Annotated in this window: 15 protein-coding genes; 13 read left to right on the top strand and 2 right to left on the bottom strand. The window is 44.0% G+C overall.

The window, feature by feature from the left end:
• Positions 1 to 70: 70 nt before the first annotated feature.
• The 10 genes from AB1F57_RS12930 (at position 71) to AB1F57_RS12885 (ending at position 9010) form a co-directional block, all read left to right on the top strand.
• On the top strand, positions 71 to 928 hold the full coding sequence (locus tag AB1F57_RS12930) for a helix-turn-helix domain-containing protein (RefSeq protein ID WP_170238825.1): 858 nt from the start codon (positions 71 to 73) through the stop codon (positions 926 to 928).
• 10 nt (positions 929 to 938) lie between these two features.
• Positions 939 to 1478, top strand: coding sequence for a CDP-diacylglycerol--glycerol-3-phosphate 3-phosphatidyltransferase (gene pgsA, locus AB1F57_RS12925; protein ID WP_105122462.1), 540 nt, complete (start codon positions 939 to 941; stop codon positions 1476 to 1478).
• Positions 1475 to 2311: an energy-coupling factor ABC transporter ATP-binding protein gene (locus AB1F57_RS12920; RefSeq protein ID WP_167786127.1), complete on the top strand. Its 837-nt coding sequence runs from the start codon at positions 1475 to 1477 to the stop codon at positions 2309 to 2311. Before pgsA ends, AB1F57_RS12920 begins: the two co-directional genes overlap by 4 nt.
• On the top strand, positions 2287 to 3129 hold the full coding sequence (locus tag AB1F57_RS12915; protein WP_367985848.1) for an energy-coupling factor transporter ATPase: 843 nt from the start codon (positions 2287 to 2289) through the stop codon (positions 3127 to 3129). Before AB1F57_RS12920 ends, AB1F57_RS12915 begins: the two co-directional genes overlap by 25 nt.
• The gene (locus tag AB1F57_RS12910; RefSeq protein WP_105138566.1) at positions 3122 to 3919 is read left to right on the top strand and encodes an energy-coupling factor transporter transmembrane protein EcfT; all 798 of its coding nucleotides are present in this window, start codon (positions 3122 to 3124) and stop codon (positions 3917 to 3919) included. Before AB1F57_RS12915 ends, AB1F57_RS12910 begins: the two co-directional genes overlap by 8 nt.
• A gap of 130 nt (positions 3920 to 4049) precedes the next feature.
• Entirely contained in the window at positions 4050 to 4745 is a 696-nt protein-coding gene (locus tag AB1F57_RS12905; RefSeq protein ID WP_367985846.1) for a peptidoglycan-binding protein LysM, read from the top strand.
• Positions 4746 to 4958: 213 nt separating this feature from the next.
• Positions 4959 to 5963, top strand: a complete 1005-nt coding sequence (locus AB1F57_RS12900) for a YSIRK-type signal peptide-containing protein (RefSeq protein WP_367985845.1) — start codon at positions 4959 to 4961, stop codon at positions 5961 to 5963.
• Positions 5964 to 6191: 228 nt separating this feature from the next.
• The gene (locus AB1F57_RS12895) at positions 6192 to 7568 is read left to right on the top strand and encodes a sensor histidine kinase (protein WP_367985844.1); all 1377 of its coding nucleotides are present in this window, start codon (positions 6192 to 6194) and stop codon (positions 7566 to 7568) included.
• Positions 7569 to 7571: 3 nt separating this feature from the next.
• Positions 7572 to 8240, top strand: coding sequence for a response regulator transcription factor (locus AB1F57_RS12890; RefSeq protein WP_367985843.1), 669 nt, complete (start codon positions 7572 to 7574; stop codon positions 8238 to 8240).
• Positions 8241 to 8359: 119 nt separating this feature from the next.
• Entirely contained in the window at positions 8360 to 9010 is a 651-nt protein-coding gene (locus AB1F57_RS12885; protein WP_167786122.1) for a hypothetical protein, read from the top strand.
• 39 nt (positions 9011 to 9049) lie between these two features.
• On the opposite strand, the gene sdaAA is transcribed toward AB1F57_RS12885, so the two are convergent.
• Both sdaAA and sdaAB read right to left on the bottom strand, forming a co-directional pair.
• Positions 9050 to 9922, bottom strand: coding sequence for an L-serine ammonia-lyase, iron-sulfur-dependent, subunit alpha (gene sdaAA / locus AB1F57_RS12880; protein ID WP_044767841.1), 873 nt, complete (start codon positions 9920 to 9922; stop codon positions 9050 to 9052).
• A 12-nt stretch (positions 9923 to 9934) separates the two neighbouring features.
• On the bottom strand, positions 9935 to 10609 hold the full coding sequence (sdaAB, locus tag AB1F57_RS12875) for an L-serine ammonia-lyase, iron-sulfur-dependent subunit beta (protein WP_367985841.1): 675 nt from the start codon (positions 10607 to 10609) through the stop codon (positions 9935 to 9937).
• A gap of 216 nt (positions 10610 to 10825) precedes the next feature.
• Here sdaAB and mnmA point away from each other — a divergent pair, with 216 nt between their 5' ends.
• From mnmA to mnmG, 3 genes are all read left to right on the top strand, one after another.
• A complete protein-coding gene (mnmA, locus tag AB1F57_RS12870; protein WP_367985840.1) occupies positions 10826 to 11950 on the top strand; it encodes a tRNA 2-thiouridine(34) synthase MnmA in 1125 nt (374 codons plus the stop codon).
• 159 nt (positions 11951 to 12109) lie between these two features.
• Positions 12110 to 12571, top strand: a complete 462-nt coding sequence (locus AB1F57_RS12865) for an NUDIX domain-containing protein (protein WP_167786119.1) — start codon at positions 12110 to 12112, stop codon at positions 12569 to 12571.
• Positions 12568 to 14478 carry a tRNA uridine-5-carboxymethylaminomethyl(34) synthesis enzyme MnmG gene (gene mnmG, locus AB1F57_RS12860; protein ID WP_367985839.1) on the top strand — a complete coding sequence of 637 codons (1911 nt, stop codon included), beginning with the start codon at positions 12568 to 12570 and terminating at the stop codon, positions 14476 to 14478. Before AB1F57_RS12865 ends, mnmG begins: the two co-directional genes overlap by 4 nt.
• Positions 14479 to 14495 lie beyond the last annotated feature (17 nt).

The raw sequence follows: 14495 nt of genomic DNA, 5'->3' as shown, positions 1-14495 counted from the left end.
TTATCATCGAAATTTCACGAGTTTTTTGTTAAAATATTATATTGAAAATTATTGTAAGTGAGAGGAAACTATGATCCAGAAAAGTATAGGAGAGGTATTGCGGTCTGCCCGAGAGAGTCGCGGTTGGAATTTTGTAGAAATTCAGCGATTGACGGGGATTCAAGCTAAGTACTTACAGGCCTTAGAATTTAATAACTTTGATGTCATACCAGACCCATCCTATACGCGTTCTTTCTTGCAAAAATATGCGGAAGTACTAGACCTAGATGGTGATGTCCTGGTAGATGCTTTTATGACAAATAGTTTGGTCATCTATCATGAGGATGGGCAGGAAGAAGAGCATGCTTCAGAATTAAAACGAAGCTATAAGGTTAGAAAGAAGAAACCGTCGATTTTACCATTGGTTTACCTGCTACTAGCTGCGACCTCTATCTTTATCTTGTTGACCTATGTCGTATTGAGTAGAGTTCAGAATCAAGAACGAAAAGAGTTGGCTCCGTCGACTGTCCAGGTGGTTTCAGAGAGTTCCCCAGCATCGACCGAGGAAGCAAGTGATACATCTTCTACAAGTACAGATGAATCCTCTAGTTCATCTAGTCAAGAGGAATTGGCTTCAGGGACTTTAACGACCTCGGGTGGCGGCTCAGAGTTGACGGTCGTCCTTTCTGAACACGCGGGTCCAGTTGAGGTGGAACTTTCAGTGACAGATGCTACTAGCTGGGTCAGTCTATCTGATACAGAAATTGCGGGTGGATTTGTTCTATCTCCAGAAACCAATACAGTCACGGCGACTATTCCAGAAGGCATAAACGCCGCTAATCTGGTTTTAGGTGTGACAGAGGGTGTCTCTATCAAAATTGCTGGCAATAGTTTGGATACGTCAGCCATCACAGCTGATCCTGGAGTAATCTATTTAACGGTTGAATAATATGAAAAAAATGAAAAAAGAAAACATACCCAACGCCTTGACGGTAGGACGGATACTGGTGATTCCGATTTTTATCCTACTCTTGACCGTCTGGAAAGATGCACTGAGCCATTATTTGGCTGCGATTATTTTTGCCTTGGCTAGTGTGACAGACTATTTGGATGGCTATCTGGCCCGCAAATGGCAGGTTGTGACCAATTTCGGAAAATTTGCCGATCCCATGGCTGATAAGATTTTAGTTATGACGGCCTTCATTATGCTGGTGGAGCTTGGTTTTGCCCCTGCCTGGGTGGTGGCTATTATCATCTGTCGTGAGTTGGCCGTGACAGGCCTTCGCCTATTGTTGGTAGAAAATGGTGGTACTGTGCTAGCTGCGGCTATGCCAGGTAAAATAAAGACCTTCTCACAGATGTTTGCCATTATTTTTCTCCTATTGCACTGGAATTTGCTCGGTCAAATCACGCTCTATATCGCACTCTTTTTCACCCTCTATTCAGGCTATGATTATTTCAAGGGTGCGTCTTATTTATTTAAAGATACATTCAAATGACAGATATTATCCAAGTAAAGCATCTCAAGTATAAATACGAAGAAGAAGCTGAAAATTATACCTTAAACGACGTGACGTTTCACGTGAAACAGGGGGAATGGTTGTCCATTATCGGCCACAATGGTTCAGGAAAGTCAACGACGGTTCGTCTGATTGATGGTCTTTTGGAGGCTGAGTCTGGAGATATTTTTATCGATGGAGATAAGCTGACTGTTGACAATGTTTGGGACAAGCGTCGCTTGATTGGTATGGTTTTCCAAAATCCAGATAATCAATTCGTCGGGGCAACGGTTGAGGACGATGTGGCCTTTGGTTTGGAAAACCAAGGCATCCCCTTGGCTGAAATGCGTCAGCGCGTCCAGAAGGCGCTTGAATTGGTTGGAATGGCCGATTTCAAGATTAGAGAACCAGCTCGTCTATCTGGCGGTCAGAAACAACGTGTTGCCATTGCTGGTGTGGTTGCCTTGCGTCCAAAGATTATTATTTTGGACGAGGCGACCTCCATGCTGGATCCAGAGGGGCGCCTGGATTTGATTCAGATTGTTAAAGATATTAAGGATCAGCATGGCATGACGGTTATCTCCATTACCCATGACCTGGATGAGGTAGCGCTTAGCGATCGGGTTATTGTTATGAAAAATGGTCAAGTAGAGTCGATTTCGACACCAGCTGACTTGTTTATGCGGGACGATTTGACTGATTTGGACTTGGACCAGCCCTTTACGGCAGAATTGGCCGAGTCCTTGCGTCAGGCTGGACTAGCTGTTCCGCTCCGCTATTTTACAGAGGAAGAATTAGAGGAAACTGTATGGGAATTCATCTCCAAGAAGTAAGCTATACCTATCAGGCCGGCACTCCTTTTGAGGGGCGGGCGCTTTTTGGTGTGGATTTGGAGATTGTGGACGGATCCTACACGGCATTGATTGGTCATACTGGATCCGGGAAGTCGACGATTTTACAGCTTTTGAATGGTCTTAATGTACCGACAGAAGGCAGTGTGGTCATCGATGATGTGGTTATCACGGCCACATCTCAAAATAAGGATATCAAGCAGGTGCGTAAGAAAGTCGGCTTGGTCTTTCAGTTTCCAGAAAGCCAGGTCTTTGATGAGACTGTCTTGCAGGATGTGGCATTCGGTCCGCAGAATTTTGGTGTTTCTAAGGAAGAGGCTGAGAAGATTGCGCGTGAAAAACTGGCTCTGGTTGGTATTTCAGAGGAAGTCTATGACCGCAGTCCCTTTGATTTGTCTGGAGGTCAGATGCGCCGTGTAGCCATTGCCGGCATCCTGGCTATGGAACCGTCTGTTTTAGTTCTGGATGAGCCGACTGCTGGCTTGGATCCGGCTGGTCGTCAGGAACTGATGGATATTTTCAAGAAACTCCATGCGAATGGGATGACCATTGTCTTGGTGACGCATCTGATGGATGACGTGGCTAATTATGCTGATTTTGTCTACATCATGGAAAAGGGCAAGCTGGTTCGTTCTGGCAAGCCGATTGATGTTTTTCAAGAGGTTGATTTTTTGGAATCGATTCAGCTGGGTGTTCCCAAAATCACCAAGTTTGCTGCCAATCTGGAGCGCAGGGGCTTTGTTTTTGAGCGCTTGCCTATTACGATTGAGGAATTTACAGGGATGGTGACGCATGGATAAGTTAATTTTAGGTCGCTATATTCCTGGTGACTCGCTGTTGCATCGCCTAGACCCTCGAAGTAAGCTCTTGGCCATGTTTGCCTTTCTGTTAATTATTTTCTGGGCCAATAATCTGGTAACTAATGCGCTGTTGATTGCCTTTGTTCTCGGTTTGATTTTGCTCTCTCGCATTCGCTTGTCCTTTTTCATCAATGGTGTCAAGCCCATGATTGGGATTATCCTGTTTACCACTTTCTTCCAGATTTTCTTTACACCAGGAACAACGATTTTATGGGAATTCTGGATTTTCAAATTGTCGGTGGAAGGTTTGCAACAGGCGGCAGTGATTTTTGTGCGCTTTGTCCTGATTATCTTCTTTTCAACTCTCCTAACTCTGACAACGACACCACTTAGTTTGGCGGATGGTATTGAGGCGGGGCTTGCTCCTCTCAAGAAAATCAAGGTGCCAGTTCATGAAATTGGGCTTATGTTGTCCATGAGTTTGCGTTTTGTGCCGACCTTGATGGACGACACGACTCGGATTATGAACGCTCAGCGGGCGCGTGGTGTTGACTTCAATGAAGGAAATATCATTCAAAAGGTTAAGTCCGTTATCCCTATTTTGATACCGCTTTTTGCATCTAGTTTTAAGCGAGCAGATGCCCTGGCGACAGCTATGGAGGCTCGAGGTTATCAGGGGGGCGATGGCCGGACCAAGTATCGGGTACTGGATTGGAAGTTGGCAGATAGCCTAGCAATTCTGGCTATGATTTGTTTGGGATTGCTCTTATATTTTTTGAAAACCCCTTAAAAAACGCGAACAATCGTGTTTTTTAGTTAACAACAAACAATGCTGTAATATTTGTAATGGAATTATAAAACAAAAGTAATAATCAAGTTGTAAGATAGTTTCAGTCATACGAAAGGAAACTATATATTTTATGACATTTACAAAAAAATTGAAAAATGTAATTATCGGAGTAGCGACCGCCCTTGCAGCACTTACAGCTGGCGTTGCTATCGCTGATACCTACCATTCTGAATTTAGCATTGCTGATTTTGTTGACCAATCCACCAATTCTTCAGCTGTTGCAGCCAAAGAGGATACGACAAAGAAGACATATGAATCCAAGGAAGAGAAAAAGGTTTCTGATGTAAAAAAAGAAGAGAAGGAGCCAGAGAGTACCGAGGAAAGTACGACGACTGAAGCTTCCAAAGCGGAAGAAGTTGCTCCAGCTACAGAAACAAGTCAAGTAGCTAGCCCTGAGTCAAACCCAGGAGTACAACAGCCCGTTGTTCAAGTTGCTCAACCTGAATATCAACAAGTACAGGTGCAACAAGTTTCTACTGAAGCTGTCCAAGCCCAACCTGTAGCTCAGGTTCAAGTAGCCCAGCCAGTTGTTACTGCAGGTGTCGGTGAAGCAGCTGCCAAAGAATTTATTGCTCAAAAAGAGTCTGGTGGCAGCTATACAGCTCAAAACGGTATCTACTATGGTCGTTACCAGCTCACAAGTTCTTACCTAAATGGTGATTTTTCACCTGAAAACCAGGAGCGTGTAGCAGACAACTATGTATTGCAACGTTACGGTTCATGGGAAAATGCCTACCAGTTCTGGATTGCCAATGGTTGGTATTAAGCTAACCAGAGGCCTGTATGAGATATTCGAGGATGAGATAGTTAGGACAGGCGATTGCTTGTCCATTTTTTTGTAAAAAAGGGTAAAAATATAAAAATTCTGCAACAAAATACTTGACAACCGAGATATATATATATATAATGGAGTTATATCTATAGGAATATAGGTAAATGAGATTATACTATTTCTGACAAAATAGGGGAAGGAATCATTATGTCAAATAATACAATCAAGTTTTCACTTAGAAAAACTTCAATCGGTTTGTTGTCAGTAGCAGCAATTGCTGTTGCAGGTACAGCAACTGTATCTGCAGCTGAAGTTGAGGTTGCTAACGTTACAGCGCATGGTACTGGTGTAACAGCTGATCCAATTCCAACGTTTGATTTGAATACAGGTGAATTGACAGCTAAAGGTTCAAGCGTATTGAATTCTGACTACAAACCAGCTTTGGATCCAAGCACAGTTGATATCCACGTTCATGGAGAAGGAACTACTACAGAGGTTCCAGAAGTTAAACTTGCTTTTGAAAATGGCGAACCATATGTTTATGCTACAGGTACTGGTGTAACAGCTTCTGCAGAACTACCAGCTTTGGACCCAAGCACAGTTGATATTCAAGTAAATGGTGAAGTCGTTACTGCACCAGCTTTGGAAGAAGCTAAAGTAGCCTTGGATGAGAATGGTTTGTATCTTACAAATGTACCAACTGAAGCACCAACAGCAGAAGCACTTCCAACAGTTCAAATTGGTGGTAAAGACGGTGACTATTACCTTTATACAAACGGTGAAGGTACGACAGCTGCAGAATTGCCAACAATCGATCCTTCAACGATTGAAGGAGCAATCGAAACAGCTAAGGGTGAGGGTGTAACAGCTCCTGAACTACCAGTTGCAGAATTGCCAGAATTGGTTACTTCTAAAGGTGAAGGCGTAACAGCAGAAGCACTTCCAACAGTTGAGCTTACTACTGATGCAGAAAGCGAATTTTTCAGCGCTAAAGGTGAGAGTGTAAAAGCTCCAGTACTTCCATCAATCGACCCAGCTAGCCTTGTTGCTCCAGCACCAGCAGCAGTAGCTTCAGAACCAGTTGCTAAAACTACTTCTACTACTGCAGCAACACTCCCAAATACTGGTCAAACAAATAGTCTTGTGTATTTGCTTCCAGCATTGGGTCTCCTTGGTGCAGCAGCAGTTGTAGCTAAGAAAAAAGAAATCTAATCACATCCTATTAAGAGAGGCAGAATTTGCCTCTTTTTTCGTTTATATGACTTTCAGCTCTTAGGCTTTATCGGCTGAAAGATAGAACAGAACGTAAGCATTCAAAATGTAAGCTGGTATTTGAGAAACGAGTTATGGTTAGAGTTATCGTGAATTTGAAGCAAGAAAACTTTACAAATAGATGGATTTTACTTATAATGTTGGAAAAATTAAGGAAGAAAATGGCAGATGAATTTACAAAAACGGATTTTTCGTCTTAATATGCTGATGTTAGGGATTTCCCTGCTTGCCATGTTGGCCATCAGTGTCTTTGTTGTCAATAACATTTACCTGAATCGGAGTAGTTTATTGTCCACAAGCCAGAAAACAGCAATGAGTCAAACCAGCATTGAAGAATTTTCGGGAACAGATTATGTGTCTCTAGCAGAGAAACTAGCAACTGGAGGGGCCCAGCTCTATGTGGAGAGTGACGGTTTTATTTTGTTTTCCAATATCCAGGAAGATGTAGAGGATGTCACGGCTGTTGCAATTAGCGAGACTACTCATTTGACCTACATTGATGAGGAAATTGTAATCAGTAGGCAGTTGGAAACGCAGGGGCAAACAGTCTCCCTCTATGCGGTAATTGAAGATACGGAAGACCAACAAGACGCTAGGGAATTCCAGACCTACCTGTTACAAATTGCGTTGATGGGTGGTACTGGCATTGTGGTTATCTTACTTTTGAACCTGATGGTTACCAAACGCATTTTGCAGGCCATTATGAAACCGATGGATGAACTCCACAAGGGGGTTGAGCGGATTCGCAAAGGAAATTACCAGGAAAATCTAGATTATAGCGGTGATCGAGAATTTGAAGAATTGACAGAAGGTTTCAACCAAATGCAGACAAGCTTGTTGGAGGCTCAGGAGAAAAATCGCCTGTATGAACAAAATCGGACCCAGATGGTGGCGGATATATCCCATGATTTACGGACACCTCTCACATCCATTAAGGGCTATACTAAGGGGATTCTTGACGGAATCGCCAATACAGATGAAAAGCGGCAGAACTACCTGACCATTATCTATCAAAAATCATTGATCATGGAGAAATTGCTGGAAAAATTGTTTGTTTTTTCTCAACTAGAGACTGACAAATTGCCATTTGATACAGTAGAAGTCAACTTGAGGGAGGTGTTCGAAGCCTACATCAGTGAGAAGAAGGCAGAATTGGTAGATGAAGCGATTGATTTTCGCCTACAAGTAACAGAGGAATTACCTGTTGAATTGGACCCAGTCCAATTTAGACGGATTTTGGATAACTTGGTAGACAATGCGCGAAAATATGCTACTGCTAACCCGCTTTTGTTGACCATTTCAGGCTTTACTGAAGGAAATCAAGTGGTTTGGACTTTTGCTGATAACGGCCAAGGCGTTTCTAAGGACCAGCTTGACAAACTTTTTACGGAATTTTACCGGGTAGATCAGGCCCGTCAGCAAGTGGATGGACATGGTCTGGGACTCTCAATTGTAAACAATATTGTGCATCGTCTGGGTGGCACAATCGTGGTTGAAAATAAGGCTGGATTGATCTTTACCATTCATCTGCCTAAGAAAGGATAAGAAATGACACGGATATTGATTGCTGAAGATGATATCGAAATTGCACAGCTTGAGCGAGATTATTTGGAAATGCAGGGCTATCAAGTTGATGTCGTAACAGATGGTGCCCTAGTTGAAGAGCAGATTCGAACAGAAACCTATAATCTTTTACTTTTAGATGTCATGCTCCCTAACAAAACTGGCTATGATATTTGCCGCGACCTCCGTAACCAAGTGGATTTTCCTATTCTGATGGTGACGTCCAAACAAGAAACTATGGATGTCGTTCGGGGCTTAGGTTTAGGAGCGGATGACTATATCAGTAAACCTTTTGATCCCATGGAGTTGGTTGCGCGTGTGAAGGCCCACCTGACACGCTACCAGCGCCTGCAGCCTACCAAAGAGGAGAAGGTACTTCGGATTGGTGACTTGGTGATATATTTGGAGAGTTGGAAGGTGGAAAAAGCAGGGCAGCCGATCAAGTTGCCCCATAGGGAATTTGAATTACTGGTTCACCTCGCCCAACATCCCAACAGGGTCTTTTCAAAAGATCAACTCTTCGAGACAATCTGGGGCTATGACTATGTAGGCGATAGTGCAACAGTAACGGTCCATATCAATCGATTGAGGGATAAGCTGGGAGCAGATTTGATTGAAACGGTTTGGGGAGCCGGTTACCGACTCAATGCATAAATTCTTTCGAATTTGTTTAGAAACTGTTTAGAAACTTTACCTAAAGTGTTGAGAATTGTCCTCTATAATAGACTTATCAGCAAAGAGCTGAAGAAAATCGTAAAAAAGAGGAAACACAAATGGAAAACCAAAACGAAAACAAGCAAATTATCGAGCAAGAAGTGCAAACGGAAGAAAAAGCATCTCTCCTAACCAGTTTAAAAACAAAAGTAAGTAAGATGAGTAAAAAATCAATCATCTTGCTTTCAGCAGGAGCTCTACTCTTGGTAACAGGTGGATTTGTCGCAGCTGAAATATATGAAAATCGTTTGGAAGCTTTAGAAACTCAAGTTGAACAGAGCCTGGGTCTATCAGACGATGATGATAATCAAGTCACCACGGCCCAGTCAGTTGTTGCAAGCTCTAGCTCAACAGCATCAAGTAGTACAACAGCAGCTTCTTCAACAACTACAACAGCGATCACAGCTGAGCAAGTTGCAGCAGGTTATGGCATTACTCTGGTAGATAGTTCAGAGCTAGATGGAACTTATACAGCTACGGTCGGAAATGATACGTATACCTTGACCATCAAAGGCAATCAGGGTAGCCTGGTTGAAGTTGACAATGATGGGGAACAAGATAGTGAATTAGTCGTTTTGGACCTTGAGAAAAAAATTGCCTATATCGATGGCGAAGCGGATACCTATAGTTTAAGCGGATCAACCTTGACCTTGACAGAAGTTGACACCAACGACACGACCTTGGATAAAATCAGCTTTACAAAACAATAAGAAAAGGACCGTAGAGGTCCTTTTATCTTGACAAGGTTGTCAATTTTCACCAAAGATTTCTTGTGCCAGTCGGCGACCAGTTGGTGTGGCAGCTAGGCCTCCTTCGGCAGTTTCACGGAAGGCGGTTGGTAGGGCAGAACCCACTTGGTACATGGCATTGATAACCTCATCCACAGGAATTTTTGATTCAATTCCTGCCAGTGCCATATCTGCGGCCACCATAGCGTAGCTAGCTCCCATGGCATTTCGTTTGACACATGGGACTTCTACCAGACCTGCGACTGGGTCACAAATCAGTCCCAGCATATTTTTAATGACGAAGCAGATAGCTTGACTAGCTTGGTAGGGACTTCCTCCAGCAGCCAGGGTCAATGCCGCTGCGGACATAGCAGAGGCAGAGCCGACTTCTGCTTGACAACCTCCTTCTGCTCCAGAGATGGAGGCATTGTTGGCAATGACTAGACCAAAGGCCCCAGCTGTAAAGAGGAAGTCAAGTTGCTGTTCTTCTGTCAAATTGAGCTTGTCAATTGCAACACCAAGAACGGCAGGCAAGCAACCAGCAGAGCCAGCAGTTGGTGTGGCACAGACCAAGCCCATTTTGGCGTTCAACTCATTGACAGCCATAGCATTTCTTGCTGCCGATAGGATAGAGGAATCAGACAGCGTCTTGCCCTTTTTCATATAAGCGTCCAACTTGGCAGCGTCACCACCTGTCAATCCAGAAACGGACTTGCTTTCTGTTAATCCGTCAACAATCGACGCTTTCATAACTGTCAAGTTTCTTGACATGATTGTCAAGATTTCTTCTCGGCTACGCCCTGTCAATTCAATTTCAGTCGCAATCATGAGTTCAGCTACATTGCCAGAAAACTGTTCGGCTTGCTGAACTAATTCTTCGATAGTATAAAACATGTCTTTCTCTTTCTAGTTGAAGAAGGTTACATTGTGCAGGTGTGGAATTTTTTCGATTTCTGCAATGGAATTTTCACACTGGCGAGCATCCACTTCGATAATCATAATAGCTTTTTCGCCAGCCTGCTCACGTGTCACGTTCATTTGAGCAATATTGATATTGTATTTTGATAAGATGTCAGTTACCTTGGCAATCATACCTGGAACATCTTGGTGAACGATTATAATAGTTGGCGTATTCATGTTGAGGTTGACAGAAAAACCATTGAGTTCGGTTACCTGAATATTGCCTCCTCCAATCGAAACGCCTGTAGCAGAGATAGACTTTTTGTCATTTTTAATGATGATACGGGTGGTGTTAGGGTGTGGGGTATTGCTGTCATCCTTGTTGACACGCCAGTAAACCCTGATGCCTCGTTCATGAGCAATGTCAAGTGAATCGGGAATTCGATGATCGTCTGTATCCATACCCAAAATACCTGCCACTAAGGCTACGTCTGTTCCATGACCACGATAGGTTTTGGCAAAAGAGTTGTAGAGTTGAAACTCAACTTCTGTTGGCTCATCACCAAAGATAGAAGATACGATTTTTCCGATACGGACTGCACCAGCCGTGTGGCTGGAAGATGGTCCAATCATAACAGGTCCGATAATATCAAAGACCGATTGAAATTTCAAGTTGCTCATAATTTGCCTCTCATTTTTTCTTACCCTTATTATACCAAATTTTCTAGTTAGGGAGTATGCCTAGATGAATTGGTTTTCATGTCAAATTCCTGTTGCTCCTCCATTTTGTGTGGTATAATACAAGTTGTTCAAAATCGACCTTCAAATCGTTTTTTGAAAAAATTTTTGGAATACGACCTTCAAATCGTTATTTCAGCGAAAAGATGGGAGAAAATGATGTCAATAGACAATTCGAAAACCCGTGTTGTTGTCGGTATGAGTGGCGGTGTGGATTCATCGGTTACGGCTCTCTTGCTCAAGGAGCAGGGCTACGATGTGATAGGTATCTTCATGAAAAACTGGGATGACACGGATGAAAATGGCTTCTGTACAGCAACAGAAGATTACAAGGATGTGGCTGCGGTGGCAGACCAGATTGGCATTCCTTACTACTCTGTCAACTTTGAAAAGGAGTATTGGGATCGCGTATTTGAGTACTTCCTAGCGGAGTATCGGGCAGGTCGCACACCCAATCCAGATGTCATGTGTAACAAGGAAATCAAGTTCAAGGCTTTCTTGGATTACGCTATGAACTTGGGTGCGGACTATGTGGCGACAGGGCACTATGCTCAGGTGTCACGCGACGAGGACGGCACTGTCCATATGCTACGTGGGGCAGACAATGGCAAGGACCAGACCTATTTCCTCAGCCAACTCTCACAGGAACAGTTGCAGAAAACCATGTTTCCGCTCGGCCATTTACAAAAGCCTCAGGTGAGGGAAATAGCAGAGCGAGCAGGCTTGGCGACAGCTAAGAAGAAAGACTCGACAGGTATCTGCTTTATCGGTGAGAAGAACTTCAAAGAGTTTTTAGGGCAGTATTTGCCAGCCCAGCCCGGTCGCATGATGACCGTTGACGGTCGTGATATGGGAGAACATACTGGTCTCATGTATTATACTATTGGTCAGCGGGGCGGGCTTGGTATCGGCGGACAAATCGGTGGGGACAATGAGCCCTGGTTTGTTGTCGGAAAAGACCTGTCAAAAAATATCCTCTATGTCGGTCAAGGCTTCTATCATGAGTCCTTGATGTCAACTTCTTTACAAGCTAGTCAAGTACACTTTACACGTGATATGCCTGAAGAATTCACTCTTGAATGCACAGCTAAGTTCCGCTACCGTCAACCAGATAGTCAAGTGACTGTCAAGCTGAAAGGTGATAAGGCAGAAGTGATCTTTGCAGAGCCACAACGAGCAATCACACCAGGGCAAGCCGTTGTTTTCTATGACGGACAAGAATGTCTAGGAGGCGGCATGATCGACATGGCCTATAAAGATGGAGAGGCTTGTCAGTATATTTAGTTGACAGGTTTGTAAAGATTGTTTAACTTGACTTGTCAGGACAATTTGATACAATATTTCTAACAAGAACTATGATGGTCAAAGCTCATGGGAATTGTAGGCTTTTTTGTCCTGCAATTTTCGAGAGTTTTGGCTATTTTTTGCTATGGGGGAGAGAAGATGGATTTCAGAACCAGAGTTGACAACCAAATTTTCGGTGTCCGTGCCACTGCATTGATTATAAAAGATGGGAAAATATTTCTCACGAAGGACTCTAAGGGGCGTTATTATACCATTGGTGGTGCGGTTGAGGTCAATGAGGTAGCAGCAGATGCGGCTGTTCGAGAAATCAAAGAAGAATTAGGGATTGACAGCCGTGTCAATCAACTGGCTTTTGTTGTCGAAAATCAATTTACACATGAAGGCATGGATTTTCACAATATCGAATTTCATTTTATCGTAGAGCCTATTGGAGAAATGCCAAAGGAGATGATTGAAGGGAAGTTGAAGCAACTTTGTGAATGGATTGAAGTTGACAACCTTGTCAACTTAGATGTCGTACCAGCTTTTTTGGCTCAAGAATTGCCAAACTGGAGTGGACAAGTTAAACACATTATGAATATGAAGGAGAAAACAACATGACACACACATTTGCAGAAAATTATGATGTCATCGTGATTGGAGCAGGGCATGCGGGTGTAGAAGCAGGCTTGGCAGCCAGTCGGATGGGCTGTAAGACCCTGCTTGCGACCATTAACTTGGATATGGTGGCCTTTATGCCATGTAATCCCTCCATTGGTGGCTCTGCCAAGGGAATTGTGGTCCGAGAAATTGATGCCTTGGGTGGCGAAATGGGTCGCAACATTGACAAGACCTACATCCAGATGAAAATGCTCAATATGGGCAAGGGACCAGCTGTTCGTGCCTTGCGGGCTCAGGCAGATAAGGCAGAGTATGCAGCAGAGATGAAGCGGACGGTGGAGCGTCAGGAAAATCTGACCCTGCGTCAAACTATGATTGATGAGATTTTGGTGGAAGAGGGCAAGGTGATTGGTGTCCGTACGGCTACCAATCAGAAATTCTCAGCCAAGGCAGTTGTGGTGACGACGGGCACTGCCCTACGTGGTGAGATTATCATCGGTGACCTCAAGTATTCGTCAGGGCCTAACAATAGCTTGGCTTCTATCACTTTGGCGGATAATCTAAAAGAACTTGGCCTTGAAATCGGTCGTTTCAAAACAGGAACGCCACCGCGTGTCAATGCTCGTACCATTAACTACGAAGAAACCGAGATTCAACCAGGCGATGAAAAGCCAAATCACTTTTCATTCTTGTCGAAGGATGAGGATTATTTGCAGGATCAGATTCCTTGCTGGTTGACCTACACCAATGCGACTAGCCATGAGATTATTAACAGCAATCTTCATCGGGCACCTATGTTCTCAGGGATTGTCAAAGGGATTGGACCACGTTATTGTCCGTCAATCGAGGACAAGATTGTCCGTTTTGCCGATAAGGAACGCCATCAGCTCTTCCTAGAGCCAGAGGGTAGAAACACCGATGAGATCTACGTTCAAGGCTTGTCAACCAGTCTGCCAGAAGATGTGCAGCAGGACTTGATCCACTCTATTAAAGGTTTGGAAAATGCCCAGATGATGCGGACAGGCTATGCTATCGAGTACGATATGGTCATGCCACACCAGTTGCGGGCGACGCTTGAAACCAAGAAGATTTCAGGGCTCTTTACAGCAGGTCAGACCAACGGAACATCAGGTTATGAAGAAGCAGCAGGTCAGGGAATTATCGCTGGGATCAATGCCGCCCTCAAGGTACAGGGTAAGCCAGAGCTGATTTTGAAACGAAGTGACGGCTACATTGGTGTTATGATTGATGACCTGGTGACCAAGGGAACGGTGGAGCCTTACCGCCTCTTGACCAGTCGGGCAGAGTACCGCTTGATTTTGCGTCATGACAATGCCGATATGCGACTGACGGAGATTGGTCGTCAGGTCGGCTTGGTGGATGATGAACGCTGGCAGGTCTTCCAGATTCACAAAAACCAGTTTGACAACGAAATGAAGCGCTTGGAGTCTATTAAACTCAAGCCAATCAAGGAAACCAACGAAAAAGTGGTGGCCATGGGCTTTAAGCCTTTGACGGATGCTCTGACAGCCCAAGAATTTATGCGTCGTCCAGATGTGACCTATGCTGATGTGGTCCAATTTGTTGGTCCGGCAGCGGAAGATTTGTCCGCCAAAACTATCGAATTGATTGAGACAGAGGTCAAGTATGAGGGCTATATTGCCAAGGCCTTGGACCAGGTAGAGAAGATGAAGCGCATGGAAGAGAAACGCATTCCAGCCGATATTGACTGGGATGACATTGACTCGATTGCCACGGAAGCTCGTCAGAAATTCAAGTTGATTTCACCAGAAACTATTGGCCAGGCCAGTCGGATTTCCGGAGTCAATCCAGCAGATATCTCTATTCTCATGGTCTACTTGGAAGGACGCAGTCGTTCCATTGCTAAAAATAGGGATAAGAAGTAGTCCTTGTGACTGCTTTT

The organism is Streptococcus nasisuis, assembly GCF_040836615.1.
Taxonomy (GTDB): Bacteria; Bacillota; Bacilli; order Lactobacillales; family Streptococcaceae; genus Streptococcus; species Streptococcus suis_V.
The sequence above is the reverse complement of the archived record's forward strand: the minus strand, read 5'-3'. Positions and strand labels throughout refer to the sequence as shown.

Bases quoted from the DNA above. Each gene is read 5' to 3' on its own strand.
- AB1F57_RS12930 (WP_170238825.1), top strand. From the start codon at position 71: ATGATCCAGAAAAGTATAGGAGAGGTATTGCGGTCTGCCCGAGAGAGT.
- pgsA (WP_105122462.1), top strand. From the start codon at position 939: ATGAAAAAAGAAAACATACCCAACGCCTTGACGGTAGGACGGATACTG.
- AB1F57_RS12920 (WP_167786127.1), top strand. From the start codon at position 1,475: ATGACAGATATTATCCAAGTAAAGCATCTCAAGTATAAATACGAAGAA.
- AB1F57_RS12915 (WP_367985848.1), top strand. From the start codon at position 2,287: ATGGGAATTCATCTCCAAGAAGTAAGCTATACCTATCAGGCCGGCACT.
- AB1F57_RS12910 (WP_105138566.1), top strand. From the start codon at position 3,122: ATGGATAAGTTAATTTTAGGTCGCTATATTCCTGGTGACTCGCTGTTG.
- AB1F57_RS12905 (WP_367985846.1), top strand. From the start codon at position 4,050: ATGACATTTACAAAAAAATTGAAAAATGTAATTATCGGAGTAGCGACC.
- AB1F57_RS12900 (WP_367985845.1), top strand. From the start codon at position 4,959: ATGTCAAATAATACAATCAAGTTTTCACTTAGAAAAACTTCAATCGGT.
- AB1F57_RS12895 (WP_367985844.1), top strand. From the start codon at position 6,192: ATGAATTTACAAAAACGGATTTTTCGTCTTAATATGCTGATGTTAGGG.
- AB1F57_RS12890 (WP_367985843.1), top strand. From the start codon at position 7,572: ATGACACGGATATTGATTGCTGAAGATGATATCGAAATTGCACAGCTT.
- AB1F57_RS12885 (WP_167786122.1), top strand. From the start codon at position 8,360: ATGGAAAACCAAAACGAAAACAAGCAAATTATCGAGCAAGAAGTGCAA.
- sdaAA (WP_044767841.1), bottom strand. From the start codon at position 9,922: ATGTTTTATACTATCGAAGAATTAGTTCAGCAAGCCGAACAGTTTTCT.
- sdaAB (WP_367985841.1), bottom strand. From the start codon at position 10,609: ATGAGCAACTTGAAATTTCAATCGGTCTTTGATATTATCGGACCTGTT.
- mnmA (WP_367985840.1), top strand. From the start codon at position 10,826: ATGTCAATAGACAATTCGAAAACCCGTGTTGTTGTCGGTATGAGTGGC.
- AB1F57_RS12865 (WP_167786119.1), top strand. From the start codon at position 12,110: ATGGATTTCAGAACCAGAGTTGACAACCAAATTTTCGGTGTCCGTGCC.
- mnmG (WP_367985839.1), top strand. From the start codon at position 12,568: ATGACACACACATTTGCAGAAAATTATGATGTCATCGTGATTGGAGCA.